Annotated in this window: 13 protein-coding genes; 9 read left to right on the top strand and 4 right to left on the bottom strand. The window is 69.0% G+C overall.

Features of this window, described 5'->3' with window-relative positions:
• Positions 1-104: 104 nt before the first annotated feature.
• The gene (serA, locus tag ALIDE2_RS04550) at positions 105-1,334 is read right to left on the bottom strand and encodes a phosphoglycerate dehydrogenase (protein ID WP_013517836.1); all 1,230 of its coding nucleotides are present in this window, start codon (positions 1,332-1,334) and stop codon (positions 105-107) included.
• Between the two features lie 331 nt (positions 1,335-1,665).
• Between serA and ugpB the strand changes: the two genes are divergently transcribed.
• From ugpB to ALIDE2_RS04520, 6 genes are all read left to right on the top strand, one after another.
• Positions 1,666-2,979, top strand: a complete 1,314-nt coding sequence (gene ugpB, locus ALIDE2_RS04545; RefSeq protein ID WP_013721497.1) for a sn-glycerol-3-phosphate ABC transporter substrate-binding protein UgpB — start codon at positions 1,666-1,668, stop codon at positions 2,977-2,979.
• Positions 2,980-3,049: 70 nt separating this feature from the next.
• Positions 3,050-3,931 (top strand): sn-glycerol-3-phosphate ABC transporter permease UgpA, encoded by an 882-nt coding sequence (gene ugpA, locus ALIDE2_RS04540; RefSeq protein WP_013721496.1) that lies wholly within the window; start codon positions 3,050-3,052, stop codon positions 3,929-3,931.
• A gap of 7 nt (positions 3,932-3,938) precedes the next feature.
• Positions 3,939-4,787: a sn-glycerol-3-phosphate ABC transporter permease UgpE gene (gene ugpE, locus ALIDE2_RS04535; protein ID WP_013517833.1), complete on the top strand. Its 849-nt coding sequence runs from the start codon at positions 3,939-3,941 to the stop codon at positions 4,785-4,787.
• A 60-nt stretch (positions 4,788-4,847) separates the two neighbouring features.
• Positions 4,848-5,855 (top strand): sn-glycerol-3-phosphate ABC transporter ATP-binding protein UgpC, encoded by a 1,008-nt coding sequence (ugpC, locus tag ALIDE2_RS04530; RefSeq protein WP_013517832.1) that lies wholly within the window; start codon positions 4,848-4,850, stop codon positions 5,853-5,855.
• A 6-nt stretch (positions 5,856-5,861) separates the two neighbouring features.
• On the top strand, positions 5,862-6,611 hold the full coding sequence (gene ugpQ / locus ALIDE2_RS04525; protein WP_013517831.1) for a glycerophosphodiester phosphodiesterase: 750 nt from the start codon (positions 5,862-5,864) through the stop codon (positions 6,609-6,611).
• 28 nt (positions 6,612-6,639) lie between these two features.
• Positions 6,640-9,072 carry a DUF3772 domain-containing protein gene (locus ALIDE2_RS04520; RefSeq protein WP_013517830.1) on the top strand — a complete coding sequence of 811 codons (2,433 nt, stop codon included), beginning with the start codon at positions 6,640-6,642 and terminating at the stop codon, positions 9,070-9,072.
• A gap of 43 nt (positions 9,073-9,115) precedes the next feature.
• Here the strand turns inward: ALIDE2_RS04520 and ALIDE2_RS04515 are convergent, their stop codons facing one another.
• Positions 9,116-10,018: an N-formylglutamate amidohydrolase gene (locus tag ALIDE2_RS04515; RefSeq protein WP_013721495.1), complete on the bottom strand. Its 903-nt coding sequence runs from the start codon at positions 10,016-10,018 to the stop codon at positions 9,116-9,118.
• Positions 10,018-11,001, bottom strand: a complete 984-nt coding sequence (locus ALIDE2_RS04510) for a tripartite tricarboxylate transporter substrate binding protein BugE (protein ID WP_013721494.1) — start codon at positions 10,999-11,001, stop codon at positions 10,018-10,020. Before ALIDE2_RS04510 ends, ALIDE2_RS04515 begins: the two co-directional genes overlap by 1 nt.
• Positions 11,002-11,126: 125 nt before the next feature.
• Between ALIDE2_RS04510 and ALIDE2_RS04505 the strand changes: the two genes are divergently transcribed.
• Positions 11,127-12,020: a LysR substrate-binding domain-containing protein gene (locus ALIDE2_RS04505; RefSeq protein ID WP_013721493.1), complete on the top strand. Its 894-nt coding sequence runs from the start codon at positions 11,127-11,129 to the stop codon at positions 12,018-12,020.
• Between the two features lie 116 nt (positions 12,021-12,136).
• On the opposite strand, the gene ALIDE2_RS04500 is transcribed toward ALIDE2_RS04505, so the two are convergent.
• Positions 12,137-12,412: a hypothetical protein gene (locus tag ALIDE2_RS04500; protein ID WP_013721492.1), complete on the bottom strand. Its 276-nt coding sequence runs from the start codon at positions 12,410-12,412 to the stop codon at positions 12,137-12,139.
• A 74-nt stretch (positions 12,413-12,486) separates the two neighbouring features.
• Here ALIDE2_RS04500 and hemA point away from each other — a divergent pair, with 74 nt between their 5' ends.
• Complete coding sequence (gene hemA / locus ALIDE2_RS04495) at positions 12,487-13,800, top strand: glutamyl-tRNA reductase (RefSeq protein ID WP_013517825.1); 1,314 nt, start codon at positions 12,487-12,489, stop codon at positions 13,798-13,800.
• A gap of 101 nt (positions 13,801-13,901) precedes the next feature.
• Entirely contained in the window at positions 13,902-14,984 is a 1,083-nt protein-coding gene (gene prfA / locus ALIDE2_RS04490; protein ID WP_013517824.1) for a peptide chain release factor 1, read from the top strand.
• Positions 14,985-15,026: the final 42 nt, after the last annotated feature.

Here is a 15,026-nt window from a genome sequence, read left to right as displayed (position 1 = left end):
GGGCGCGCTGCGCCCTGAGGCCTCGGGGGCAGAAATTCTATGCCACGGCCCCGGGGCCCGCCGCCCGCCCGCAAGAGCCACTACGCCCCACCGGGATCAGGCAGTCAGAACAGCACGCGGCTGCGTATGGTGCCGGGCACCTGGGCCAGCTTCTCCAGCGCCAGGTCGGAGGAGCGCGCATCCAGGTCGATCACCACGTAGCCCACCGCCTCGTTGGTCTGCAGGTACTGGCCCGCGATATTGATCTGGTTGTCCGACAGGATGCTGTTGATCTGCGACAGCACGCCCGGCACGTTGCGGTGGATGTGCAGCAGCCGGTGCTTGCCCGGGTGGGCCGGCAGCGCCACCTCGGGGAAGTTGACCGACGAGGTGCTGGTGCCGTTGTCGCTGTAGCGCACGAGCTTCTCCGCCACCTCCAGGCCGATGTTGGCCTGCGCCTCCATCGTGGAGCCGCCGATGTGCGGCGTGAGGATCACGTTGTCCAGCCCGCGCAGGGGCGAGACGAACTCGTCCTTGTTACTCTTGGGCTCGACCGGGAACACGTCCACGGCCGCGCCCAGCAGCTTCTTGTCGCGGATCGCCTGGGCCAGCGGCTCGATCTCCACCACCGTGCCGCGCGAGGCGTTGATGAGGATGCCGCCCGGCTTCATGGCGGCGATCTGGTCCGCGCCGATCATCCACTGCGTGGAGGGCAGCTCGGGCACGTGCAGGCTCACGATATCGCTCTGCGCCAGCAGCTCCTGCAGGCCGGGCGCCTGGCGCGCATTGCCCAGCGGCAGCTTGGCAACCACGTCGTGGAAGATCACCTGCATGCCCAGCGACTCCGCCAGCACCGACAGCTGGGTGCCGATGGAGCCGTAGCCCACGATGCCCAGCGTCTTGCCGCGGATCTCGTAGGCGTTCGTGGCGCTCTTGAGCCAGCCGCCGCGGTGCGCCGCTGCGTTCTTCTCGGGCACGCCGCGCAGCAGCAGGATGGCCTCGGCCAGCACCAGCTCGGCCACCGAGCGGGTGTTGGAGTACGGCGCGTTGAACACCGCGATGCCGCGCTCGCGCGCCGCATCCAGGTCCACCTGGTTCGTGCCGATGCAGAAGCACCCCACGGCCACGAGCTTGTGCGCGTGCGCGAACACGTCGGCCGTGAGCTGGGTGCGCGAGCGTATGCCCAGGAAGTGCACGTCGGCGATCTTGCGGCGCAGCTCCTCGCCCTCCAGAGCGCCGGGCAGCACCTCGACCTGCGTGTAGCCGGCGGCGCGCAACACCTGCACGGCGCTCGGGTGCACGCCTTCGAGCAACAGGAACTTGATCTTGCTTTTATCCAGGGACGTCTTGGGCATGGCGTGGCAATCCAGGGCAGGCGCCTGCGGCAAGGCATGACAAAAGGAAAGTGCCGCTAAGGAAACAATGCGCGCATTGTGCAGCGCACCATTGCCTGCGGCATACGGGCGATTGCATATCCCTGTTTGCGACAGCGCCATAAATCGCGCCGAAACGCGCAGATTCGCACACAAAACGTCACAGTAATGTCACAATTTGACCCTCCCGTCCGCTGGCGGGTTTCCACGGTTGTTGCTGCTTTTCGGGCATGCGACAACGACACAGTGTTGTCATGGAACGCCTGCACCATTGCGGCCTTCATGTCTTTCGTCCATCAACGAGGAGTACCCCATGCAATTCAAACAACTGGGACTGGCCGCATGCATGTTTGCCACCGGCCTGGCGGCGCAGGCGCAAACCGAGATCCAGTGGTGGCACTCGATGACCGCCGTGAACAACGAGTGGGTCAACGACTTGGCCAAGCAGTTCAACGAAAGCCAGAAGGACTACAAGGTCACGCCCATCTTCAAGGGCACGTATGACGAATCCATGACCGCCGCGATCGCCGCTTTCCGCTCGGGCAACCAGCCGCACATCCTGCAGGTGTTCGAGGTGGGCACGGCCACCATGATGGCCAGCCGGGGGGCCAGCGTGCCCGTGGCCAAGGTGATGAAGGACGCGGGCGCGGACTTCAACCCCGCCGCCTATATCCCCGCCGTGGCGGCCTACTACACCGCGCCGGACGGGCAGATACTGAGCCTGCCGTTCAACAGCTCAACCACCGTGGCCTACTACAACAAGGACGCCTTCAAGAAGGCGGGCCTGGACCCCGACAAGCTACCCACCACCTGGCCCGAGGTGTTCGAGGCCGCCAAGAAGCTCAAGGCCAGCGGCCACAGCTGCCCCATGACGCTGGCCTGGCAGGGCTGGACGCAGCTCGAATCCTTCTCGGCCTGGCACAACGTGGAATTCGCCACGCACAAAAACGGCCTGGCCGCTGACGGCTACAAGGCGCGCCTGAAGATCAATTCGCCGCTGCACGTGCGCCACATCGACAACCTGGCGCAGGCGGCCAAGAACGGCGAATTCGTCTACAAGGGCCGCGGCTCCACGGCCCAGGCCTCGTTCACCGCCGGTGAATGCGCCATGATCCAGACCTCTTCGGGCTTTTACGGCGACGTGGCCAAGAACGCCAAGTTCGCCTACGGCATCGCCCCCCTGCCCTACTATCCCGACGTCAAGGGCGCACCGCAGAACACCGTGATCGGCGGCGCCTCGCTGTGGGTCATGTCCGGCAAGAAGCCCGAGGAATACAAGGGCGTGGCCAAGTTCTTCGAGTTCCTGTCGCAGACCAAGGTGCAGGCCGCCAGCCACCAGCGCACGGGCTACCTGCCTATCACCATGGCGGCCTTCGACCTGACCGACAAATCGGGCTTCTACCAGAAGCACCCCGGCACCGACGTGGCCGTGAACCAGATGATCCGCAAGGTAACCGACAACTCGCGCGGTATCCGCCTGGGCAACTACGTGCAGGTCCGCGCCATCGAGGACGAAGAGCTCGAACAGGTCTGGGCCGGCAAGAAGTCGGGCAAGCAGGCGCTCGACGCCATCGTGACCCGCGGCAACGAACTGCTGACGCGTTTCGAGCGGTCGTACAAGAAGTAAGCCGCACGCAGACTCCGCCCACCGCGCGCAGGCCCATCGGCCTGCGGCGGTTTTTTGTTGGTGAGCCGCCATGGAAAAACGTGTCCTCTTTCGCTCCGCCTGGCTGCCCTGGGTGCTGATCGCGCCCCAGTTGGCCATCATCGGCGTGTTCTTCTTCTGGCCCGCCGGACAGGCGGTGCTGCAGTCGTTCCAGATGGAAGACGCCTTCGGCATGAGCCGCGAATGGGTGGGGCTGGACAACTTCCGCCAGTTGCTGACCAACCCCGACTACCTGGGGGCGTTCCAGCGCACAGCCCTGTTCTCGGTGCTGGTGGCGGGCATAGGCATCGTCGTATCGCTGGCGCTGGCGATCTACGCCGACCGCATCGTGCGCTTCGCCATGGTCTACAAAACCCTGCTGATCGTGCCCTACGCCGTGGCGCCGGTGATCGCAGGGGTGCTGTGGGTGTTCCTGTTCTCGCCCTCCATCGGCGTGGTGACCCACTATCTGGGCCGGCTGGGCTACCAGTGGAACCACCTGATGAACGAGAACCAGGCCATGACGCTGATCGTGCTGGCCTCGGTATGGAAGCAGATCTCCTACAACTTCCTGTTCTTCCTAGCCGGCCTGCAGTCGATTCCCAGGGCGCTGATCGAGGCCGCCTCCATCGACGGCGCGGGCCCCTGGCGGCGCTTCTGGAACATCCAGCTGCCGCTCCTGTCGCCCACCTCCTTCTTCCTGCTGGTGATCAACATCGTCTACGCGTTCTTCGACACCTTCGGCATCATCGACGCAGCGACGCAAGGGGGGCCGGGCCAGTCCACCTCCATCCTGGTCTACAAGGTATACCTGGACGGCTTCAAGGCGCTGGACCTGGGCGGCTCGGCCGCGCAGTCGGTGATCCTGATGTGCATCGTCGTGGTGCTGACGGTGATCCAGTTCCGCTACGTGGAAAAGAAAGTCCAATACTGAGGCCCCCATGGTTGACCGCAATCCCTGGCTGACTTTCCTCTCGCACGCCGTGCTGGTGCTGGGCGTGTCCATCGTCGCCTTCCCGCTGTACCTGGCGCTCGTCGCCTCCACGCACACGGCCGAGGCCATCGTACAGTCGCCCATGCCGCTGCTGCCCGGCAGCCACCTGTGGGAGAACTACCGCAACGCGCTCCTGGGCTCGGGCAAGCTCGGCTCCACCACCAACGTGGTCCACATGATGTGGGTGAGCTTCGTCGTGGCCATCACCATCACGCTAGGCAAGATCGCCATCTCGCTGCTGTCGGCCTTTGCCATCGTGTACTTCCGCTTCCCGTTCAAGATGCTGTGCTTCTGGGCGATCTTCCTCACCCTCATGCTGCCGGTGGAGGTGCGCATCCTGCCCACCTACAAGGTGGTGGCCGACCTGGGGCTCCTGAACAGCTACGCCGGCCTGTCGCTGCCGCTCATCGCCTCGGCCACGGCCACCTTCCTGTTCCGCCAGTTCTTCCTGACCGTGCCCGACGAGCTCGTGGAGGCCGCGCGCATCGACGGTGCCGGGCCGATGCGCTTCTTCAAGGACATCCTGGTGCCGCTGTCGCGCACCTCGATCGCGGCGCTGTTCGTGATCCAGTTCATCTACGGCTGGAACCAGTACCTGTGGCCGCTGCTGATGACCACCAGCGAGGACATGTACCCGGTGGTCATCGGCATCAAGCGCATGCTCGCCGGCGGCGAGGCCGCTGTGGACTGGAACATCGTCATGGCGACTGCCATCCTCGCCATGCTGCCGCCGACGCTGGTGGTGATCCTGATGCAGAAGTGGTTCGTCAAGGGCCTGGTCGATACCGAAAAATAGGTATAAACCGCGAAAACGCGCCACCATCAAGCGCCTGCAGCTATCAAACCCATTGCAACCATGGCATCCATCTCCCTCAAGAACATCGTCAAGCGCTATGGCAGCGGCAAATCCGCCGTGCCCGTCATCCACGGCGTGAACGCCGAGATCAAGGATGGCGAATTCATCGTGCTGGTCGGACCGTCGGGCTGCGGCAAGTCCACGCTGCTGCGCATGATCGCGGGTCTGGAGGAAATCACCGGCGGCGAACTCTTCATTGGCGACAGACTGGTCAACGGCCTGGAGCCCGCCAGGCGCAACATCGCCATGGTGTTCCAGAACTACGCGCTCTACCCGCACATGACGAACTTCGAGAACATGGCCTACGGCCTGAAGCTCGCCAAGGTGCCCAAGGACGAGATCCGCCGCCGCGTGGACAAGGCCGCGAAGATCCTGGAACTCTCGCACCTGCTGGAGAGAAAGCCGCGCGAGCTCTCGGGCGGGCAGCGCCAGCGCGTGGCCATGGGCCGCGCCATCGTGCGCGAGCCCCAGGTGTTCCTGTTCGACGAGCCGCTGTCCAACCTGGACGCCAAGCTGCGCGGCCAGACCCGCATCGAGATCCAGAAGCTGCACACCGAACTGGGCATCACCAGCCTGTTCGTCACGCACGACCAGGTCGAGGCCATGACGCTCGCGCAGCGCATGATTGTCATGAACGCCGGCAATGTGGAGCAGTTCGGCACGCCCGAGGAGGTCTACCACGAGCCCGCGACCACCTTCGTCGCCAGCTTCATAGGCTCGCCGCCCATGAACCTGCTCAAGCAAGCCCCCGGCGGCCAGCCCGGGCGCATCCTGGGCATACGCCCCGAGCACATCGACCTGGTCGAGAGCGGCGGCTGGGAATTCAAGGTCGAGACCCTGGAGCTGCTGGGCGCCGAGCGCCTGCTGTATGGCAAGGTGGGGGACGAAGACCTCACCGTGCGCACCGAGGAGGACAAGCCCTACCCCAAGCCGGGCGAGACCACGCGCATCGCGCCGCGCAGGGACCGCGTGCACTGGTTCAGCCTGGAAACCGGCAAGAGGGTCTGAAGCGCCATGTCTACCCTTGCCTCCACCACCTGGCCCTACCCGCGCTGGATCGCCCATCGCGGCGCCGGCAGGCTCGCGCCCGAGAACACCCTGGCTGCCTTCCGCCTGGGCGCGCAGCATGGCTACCGCATGTTCGAGTGCGACGCCAAGCTCTCCGGCGACGGCGTGGTGTTCCTGATGCACGACGCCACGCTGGAGCGCACCACGAGCGGCCATGGCATCGGCGGCGAACGCCCCTGGAGCGACCTGGCCCAGCTCGACGCAGGCGGCTGGCATTCGCGCCAGTACGCGGGCGAGCCCCTGCCCACGCTGGCCAACGTGGCGCACTGGTGCATCGCCAACGGCTGCCACCTGAACATCGAGATCAAGCCCACGCCCGGCACCGAGCTGGAGACCGGCCGCGCCGTGGCTCAGCTCGCCGCGCGCCTGTGGCAGGGCCGGGACGTGCCGCCGCTGCTGACCTCGTTCAAGCCCCAGGCCCTGGCCGCCGCGCGCGAGGCCGCGCCCGATCTGCCGCGCGGCCTGCTGCTGGACCAGCTGCGCGCGGGCTGGCTGGACGAGGCGCGTACGCTGGGCTGCCTGGCCGTGGTCTGCAACCACGCGCTGTGGAGCGCCGCCACCGTGGCCGAGGTGCACGGCGCCGGCCTGCGCGCCCTGAGCTACACCGTGAACGACGAATGGGCCGCCGAGCGCCTGATCGCGCTGCGCACCGACGGCATCATCACCGACCGCGTGGACCTGTTTCCGCCCGCGTAGAGCGTGTCCACCTAAGAACGTGTTTGCCATGCGGCTCCCGGACAATGCGCGCATGCAACGCCACCGTTTCCTGCCCTGGCTGTTCCTGCTCTGCCTGGCTGCCAGCCTGAGCCTTTGGCCCGCCCAGGCCGAGAACCGCACGGCCGCCACTGCGGCCGCCGAGCAGTCCGCCGACGAACCGCCCCTGCCGCCCGTGGACGAGCTGCGCCGCCAGCTCGACGCCCTGCCCCAGAAGATCGGCGAGCAGGACGACGGCCGCAAGCTCCTGGCCGAAGTGAACGCCATAGGCGCCGCGGCCGAGCGCCTGGCCGCGCGCCGTACGGCCGACCTGGCGGACGTGGACCTGCGCCTCTCGGGCCTGGGCCCCGCGCCCGAGAAGGGCTCACCCGCCGATACGCCCGACGTGGCCGAGCAGCGCGCCGCGCTGAACAAGCAGCGCACGGCCATCGACGCGGAGCTCAAGCTCGCGCGCCTCGTCGCCGTCGATGCCGCGCAGCGCGGCACCGACCTGATCCGCCAGCGCCGCGCGCAATTCCAGGCGCAGCTCACCACGCGCACGGATTCGCCGCTGGGCATCACCTTCTGGCGCAACCTTCGCAATTCCGCGCCCACCGACGGCGCGCGGCTGCGGGCGCTAGCGGGCGAGCTGCGCGACGCCGCGGCCACCGCCGCGCAGCCGCCGCACCGCGCCGCGTTCGCGGGCTACCTCGCGCTGGCGCTGCTGCTGGCGGTGGCGGGCACCTGGGCGGCCGAGCACATCCTCATGCGCGTGCTGCCGCCGCGCCTGCCCGCCGCGCGACTGCGGCGCTCGCTGCTCGCGGCGTCGGCCATCGCGGCCAACGTGCTCATCATCAGCGCGGCGCTGCAGTTCGTCTGGAGCGGGGTTGCGCTCGGCGGTCCGTTGCCCGAGAACCTGCGCGCGCTGCAGCAGGCCACGCTGCGCGCGGCCGCCTACGCGGCGTTCACCATCACGCTGGGGCACGCGCTGCTGTCGCCGCGGCGCAGCTCGTGGCGGCTGCTGCCGATATCCGACGGGCTCGCGCGGCGCCTGGCGCGGTTCCCGTGGTGGATGGGCCTGCTGTCGGCGCTGGGCGTGCTGGTGGCCGACGTGAACGACATCGTGGGCGCGAGCCTCGCGGCCGAGGTGCTGGTGCATGCCGCGTTCGCGCTGCTGGTGTCGGCCACCATGGCCATGGCGCTCGGGCGCATGCGCGTGGGCGAAGCGCAGCCGGACGCCCCGCCCCAGCCGCTGTGGGTGGGGCTGCTGCTGGCCGGCGCGGGCATCGCCGTGGCGACCGCCGTGCTGGCCGTGGCACTGGGCTTCGTGGCGCTGGCGGGCACGCTCGCGCGGCAGATGGCGTGGAGCAGCGTGGTGTTCGCCAGCATCTACCTGCTGGCGCACCTGACCGACGACCTGTGCGACGCGATCCTGTCCTCGCGCGGGGGCTTCGGCGCGCGCATCCACGCCACGCTGGGCATCGACGCGCCGCTGCTCGACCAGGCGGCGGTGCTCATCTCGGGCGTGCTGCGCGTGGCGCTGTTCTTCTACATGCTCATCGCGCTCATGGCGCCGTTCGGCACCGGGCCCGACGAACTGTTCCGCCGCGGCACGAACGTGGACCACAGCCTCAGGATCGGCGACCTCGCGCTCGCGCCGCAGGCCCTGTTCACGGCGCTGGCCGTGATCTGCGGCGGCTTCCTCGCGATCCGCATGAGCAAGCGGTGGCTGACCGAACGCTACTTCCCGCACACCACGCTGGAGCCCGGCATGCGCAGCTCCATCGTCACGCTGCTGGGCTACGTGGGCGGCGTGCTGGTGATTGCCGTGGCGCTGGCGGGCCTGGGCATCAGCGTGGAGCGCATCGCCTGGGTGGCGAGCGCCCTGTCGGTGGGCATCGGCTTCGGGTTGCAGGCGATCGTGCAGAACTTCATCTCGGGCCTGATCCTGCTGGCCGAGCGGCCCGTGAAGGTGGGCGACTGGGTGGTGCTGGGCGACACCGAGGGCGACGTGCGCCGCGTGAACGTGCGCGCCACCGAGATCCAGCTGGGCGACCGCTCCACCGTGATCGTGCCCAACTCCGAGTTCATCACCAAGACGGTGCGCAACGTGACCGCGGGCAGCGCGCAGGGCCGCGTGCTGCTGCGTCTGCCCGCGCCGCTCGATACCGACGCGCGGCGCATGCGCGAGCTGATCCTGCAGGCGTTCCAGGCACACCAGGCCGTCCTGGAGGCGCCCGCGCCCTCGGTCACGCTGGAGGGCATCCAGAGCGGCACGCTCACCTTCCTGGCCATCGGCTACGTGGGCAGCCCGCGCGACGTGGGCGGCGTGCGCAGCGACCTGCTGTTCTCCATCCTCGACGCGCTGCGCGAGGCGGGCCTGGCGCTCTCGCCGCCGGCCACCACGTCGGTGGCGCAGCGCGAACCGCCGCCGGAGCCACCGCCGCTCTCCGAACGCACCTGAAAGCTACTTTCCTGATAGCTGTAAACGCTTGACTGGCAGGCGATCAGGGCCAATTTTGCTCCGAACCCGCGAGCCGCCCGCGCACGTACTGCGCCACCACGCCCAGCAGCAGGTCCAGGTGCTGCTGCAGCGGCGCGAAGCCCGCGTGGGGCGCGCGCGTGTCCTCGTCCATGTAGACCGGGCGGCGGATCTCGATCTGCAGGCTGTGGCGGTTGAGCTGCGGCTGGCCGATGCGGCCGATCAGCTCCACGCCCTTGTAGGGCTCGTTCACGGCCACGCTGTAGCCGAAGCCCTTGAGCGTGTCGGCGATCAGGTGGACGAACTCCGGCGCGCAGGTGGTGCCGTCGCGGTCGCCCAGCACGAAGTCGGCCAGCTGCGGCGCATCCACGCGGCCCAGGCGCTTATAGACGTCGTTGGGCATGGAGTGCAGGTTCAGGTGCCACACGCCGCCGAAGCGCCGCACGCTCGCGTCTATGGCCTGCGCGAGCTGCGCGTGATAGGGGCGCCAGTAGCGCTCGATGCGGCGCTGCACCTCGGCCACGGTGCGCCGGCGCGCGTAGAGCGGCGTGGGCACGCCGTCCTTCACGATCTGCTGCCAGACGAGGCCCAGGCCCTGCCGGGTCTTGGGGCCGGGCGCGAGCGGCACGGGCCATTCGCCGTCGATCTGCGCGGGGTCCAGGTCCGTTTCGGCGCGGTTCACGTCGATGTAGGTGCGCGGGAAGGTCGCGGCGATCAGCGTGGCGCCGTGCGCCGGGGCGCTGCGCCAGAGCCGGTGCACGTACGTGTCCTCGCCACGGCGCAGCAGCTGCATGGGCACGGCGTGGCCGAAGTCCTCGGGGTAGGCCGTGCCACTGTGGGGCGAGTCGCACACCAGCGGCAGCGGCGCGGCCGTGGGGTGCCAGACCTCGACCGGCGTGTCCGGCCGGGGGCGCAGGTCGTCGTCCATCAGTCGAGCCGGATGTGGGCGCGCTTGGCCACGGCCGTGTAGCGCTCGATAGCGGCCTGGATCTGCCGGGCGAACTGCTCGGGCGTGTTGGCCATCGACTCGCCGGAAATGCTCTTTTGCTTCTCCACGTAGTCGGGCATGGCCATGGCCTTGTGCGCGGCGGCGTTGAGCCTGGCGACGATCTCCCTGGGCGTGCCCGCAGGCGCCACCAGGCCGAACCAGCCGCCGTCGCCCATGCCGGGGTAGCCCAGTTCGGCGTAGGTGGGCACGTCGGGCAGCACGGGGCTGCGCTTCAAGGCCAGCACGGCCAGCGGGCGCAGCTTGCCCGACTGGATGTTGGGCAGCGTGGAGGGCAGGTTGTCCGTCATCGCGTTCACCTGCCCGGCCAGCGCGTCGGTCATGGCCTGCCCCGCGCCCTTGTAGGGGATGTGCAGCAGCTCGATGCCGGCCAGGTGCATGAAGTTCTCGATGTTGGCGTGCCCCAGCGACCCCGTGCCCGGCGAGGCGAAGGTGTACTTGCCCGGCTGCGCCTTGGCCAGCGCGACGAACTCCCGCATGGTCCTGGCGGGCACGCCCGGGTGCACCACGAACACGCTGGGCACGCTCATCACGTTGGTGATGGGCGCGAAGTCCTTCACCGCGTCGTAAGGCAGCTTGGCATACAGCGCCGGGTTGGCGCCGTGCGTGCTCACCGTGGCCATGCCGATGGTGTAACCGTCGGGCGCGGCCTTGGCGATGGCGTCGGCGCCGATGGAGCCGCCCGCGCCGCCCTTGTTGTCCACCACCACCGCCTTGCCCAGCACCGTGGAGAGCTTGTCGGCCAGCAGGCGCGCCACCATGTCGGTGGAGCCGCCCGGCGCAAAGGGCACGATCAGCTTGACGGGGCGGTTCGGGTAGTCGTCCGCCTGCGCCAGGGCCAGCGGCGCGAAGGCGGCGGCGGCGCAGGCGGCCAGGGTGGACAGCAGGGTGCGGCGCAGTGCCATGGGGTTCTCCTCGGGATGGCGATAGGTATGGCGCGCATTCTTGAGCGCGCCGGCGTGCCAGAAAAGCGACAAAATGGCGCCGACCCATTACCAGCGCTCATACATCGCACCGTCGCCCTCCTACCATGCGCATGCACTCGCCCTCCCTGCCCGAGCTCCACGCCTTCGCCGCCGCGGCGCGCCTGGGCAGCTTCTCGCGCGCGGCCGGGGAGCTGCACGTGACGCAGGGCGCCATCAGCCGCGCCATCGCCCGGCTGGAGGAGCACCTGGGCGTGGCGCTGTTCGAGCGCGAGGGCCGGCGCAGCGTGCTCACGCGCGCCGGGGCCGACTACCTGGACGCCGTGGGCCCGTCCATCACTGCCATCGAATCGGCCACGCTGGCCGTGCGCACGCGGCGCAGCCCACGCCAGCTTCGCCTGTCGGTGCCGCCCACGCTGTTCAGCCACTGGCTCATCCCGCGCCTGCCCGACTTCTCCGCGCGCCACCCGGGCATAGGCCTGTCGTTCGCGCCCTACCGGCGCGACGACCCGCTCTCCGCGCCCGACATCGACGCCTGGATCCGCATAGGCCAGGCCGACTGGCCCGCGGGCATCACGGCCGAATACCTCGTGGGGCGCGAGCTCGTGCCCCTGTGCCGCCCCGCGGACCTGCCGCAGCTGCGCACGCCGGCCGACCTGCTCGCGCGGCCGCTGCTGTTCCACACCAACTACCCGGGCAACTGGGCGCACTGGTTCGCCAACGTGGGCTGCGCGCACGGGCCGCTCGTGCCCGCGGCGGACTTCGACCAGGTGTCGCTGCTGGTGCAGGCCGTGATCGCCGGCATGGGCGTGGCCGTGGTGCAGCGCGCCCTGGTGGAGCCCGAGCTGGCCGCCGGGCGCATCGCCGTGGCCATCGCGCTGGAGCCGCCCGTGCTGCTGGACCGCGGCTACCACCTGTGCCGCCCCGCCGGCCGCGCGCCCAGCCCGGCGCTGGAGAACCTGCGCGCATGGCTGCTGGAGCAGGCGGCCGCCTGCGCCTGAGCGCGCTGCTTCATACGGATTTACATTCAAGCGGATAACTAGGCGGGGCGCCGCAGACAGTGCAGTAGCACGGCAAGGCGCCCCAACAACGTTATACGGTTGAAGGTAACCCCGTATCAGCGCCAGGCGCGCAGCAGCAGCCACTGGCTGGTAGCGCAGGCCAGCACCAGGGCGGCGTAGGTCAACATGCGGCCGTCGCGCCCCAGCAGCACCAGGCCCGCGGCCAGCACCGCGCAGCCGACTATGAAGTTGATAGCTATTGGCGCAAGCCAGCCATGCGTTTTCGCCATTTTTCGCATGAATACATGGGCGAACGACACCAGCAGCACGGCCACCGCCAGGGCGGGAGCGGCAAAGTTCAGCAGGTGGTTGATGGCGGCGAGCGGGCTCATGGAGACATGATGCAGATCAAGGCATTGGCGCGGCGGCCTGCCCGATCGCGCGGCCGATTTTATAATTCCGCCTCATGGCAGTCTGGGCCCTAGGCATCAATCACCACACCGCCCCGCTGGACCTGCGGGGCCGTTTCGCGTTCGCCCTGGACCAAATCGCGCCCACGCTGCACGGGCTGCGCCAGTCGCTGGCCCAGGGAGCGGGCCGCCACCCAGACGTGGAGACGGCCATCATCTCCACCTGCAACCGCACCGAGATCTACTGCGCCGCCGAGGCTCCGGCCCTGGACCACACGCTGGACTGGCTCGCCTCCAGCGGCGGCGTGAGCCCCTCGCTGCTGCGCTCGCACTCCTACACGCTCGAAAGTGGCCTGGTCGCGCGCCACGCCTTCCGCGTGGCCAGCGGGCTCGACTCCATGGTGCTGGGCGAGGCGCAGATCCTCGGCCAGATGAAGGACGCCGTGCGCGCCGCCAAAGGCGCGGGCGCTTTAGGCACCACGCTCAACCAGCTGTTCCAGCGCAGCTTCGCCGTGGCCAAGGAAGTGCGCACCAGCACCGACATCGGCGCGCACAGCATCAGCATGGCCGCGGCGGCCGTGCGGCTGGCGGGCCAGCTGTTCGAGGACCTGTCCAAGATCCGCGTGCTGTTCGTGGGCGCGGGCGAGATGATCGAGCTGTGCGCCACGCACTTCGCGGCCAGGAATCCCAAGCAGATCGCCATCGCCAACCGCACGCTGGAGCGCGGCGAGAAGCTGGCCACGCGCTTCGGCGGCGAGGTCATGCGCCTGGCCGACCTGCCCGACCACCTGCACGAGTTCGACGCCGTGGTGAGCTGCACCGCGAGTACCCTGCCCATTATCGGCCTGGGCGCCGTGGAGCGCGCGCTCAAGAAGCGCCGCCATCGCCCCATCTTCATGGTGGACCTGGCCGTGCCGCGCGACATCGAGCCCGAGGTCAAGCAGCTCGAGGACGTGTACCTCTACACCGTGGACGACCTGGCCAGCGTGGTGCAGACCGCCCAGGCCCACCGCCAGGCCGCCGTGGCGCAGGCCGAGGCCATCATCGACGCCGGCGTCCAGAGCTTCATGCACTGGATGGAGCTGCGCACCCCGGCCGCGGGCCCGTCCGGCGGCGTGGTGCCGCTGATCCGGCAGCTCAACACCCAGACCGACGAGTGGCGCGCGCTGGAGATCGCGCGCGCCAAGAAGCTGCTGGCCAAGGGCGAGGACATCGACACGGTGCTCGAGGCCCTCTCGCGCGGCCTCACCCAGAAGATGCTGCACGGCACCATGGCCGAGCTGCGCGCGGGCGACGCCGAGACGCGCGCCCAGACGGCGCAGACCGTCTCGCGCCTGTTCCTGCGCTCCAGCTCCCGCAACGGGCTCTAGCGGCGCCCGCGTCCTATCAGCCCAATCGGCCCCCAGCGCTTTCCAGACAAGCGCTAGCAGCTACCAAAATGGTAGCAAAACCCATTTCATCCCCCAACCCCATGAAACCCTTTCTCCGCAGCCAGTTGGAACGCTACGCCCAGCGCCTCTCGGAACTCGACTTCCTGCTCTCGCGCGAGGACATCATGGCCGATATGCAGCAGTACCGCGCCATCTCGCGCGAGCACGCCGACGTGACCGCCGTGGCAGGCCGCTACGCGCGCTACCGCCAGCGCGAGGCCGACCTGGAGGGCGCGCGCGAAATGCTCGAAGACCCCGACATGGCCGAGATGGCGCAGGAGGAGATCGCCGCCGCCGAGGCCGAGCTCGCGCAGCTGGAGGACGAGCTGCAGCGCATGCTGCTGCCCAAGGACCCGGACGACGAGCGCAACGCCTTCGTCGAGATCCGCGCCGGCACGGGCGGCGACGAATCGGCCCTGTTCGCGGGCGACCTCGCGCGCATGTACACGCGCTACGCCGCCACGCAGGGCTGGAAGGTGGAGGTCATGAGCGCCAACGAGAGCGAGCTCGGCGGCTACAAGGAAGTGGTGCTGCGCATCGAGGGCGACCACGCCTATGGCCGCCTGCGCTTCGAGTCCGGCGGCCACCGCGTGCAGCGCGTGCCCGCCACCGAGACGCAGGGCCGCATCCACACCAGTGCCTGCACCGTGGCCGTCATGCCCGAGCCCGACGAGGCCCAGGCCATCACACTCAACCCCGCCGACCTGCGCATCGACACCTTCCGCGCCAGCGGCGCGGGCGGCCAGCACATCAACAAGACCGACTCCGCCGTGCGCGTGGTGCACCTCCCCACCGGCATCGTCGCCGAATGCCAGGACGGGCGCAGCCAGCACGCCAACAAGGCCAAGGCCCTGCAGGTGCTGCAGGCGCGCATCCAGGAAAAGGAGCGCAGCGAGCGCGCCGCCAAGGAGGCGGCGCTGCGCAAGGGGCTCATCGGCAGCGGCGACCGCAGCGACCGCATCCGCACCTACAACTTCCCGCAGGGCCGGCTCACCGACCACCGCATCAACCTCACGCTCTACAAGCTGCTGGCCGTCATGGAAGGCGACCTGGGCGAAGTGCTGCAGGCCCTGCAGCACGCGCGCGAGGCCGAGCTGCTGGCCGAGCTCGAAACCGCGGTTTGAGCAAAATCGGCCTCCAGCGCCCGCCAGACAAGCGCAAACAGC

Source organism: Alicycliphilus denitrificans K601 (assembly GCF_000204645.1).
Classification (GTDB): Bacteria; Pseudomonadota; Gammaproteobacteria; order Burkholderiales; family Burkholderiaceae_C; genus Alicycliphilus; species Alicycliphilus denitrificans.
Note: the sequence above shows the minus strand (reverse complement) of the source record. Positions and strands in the feature narration are given on the sequence as shown.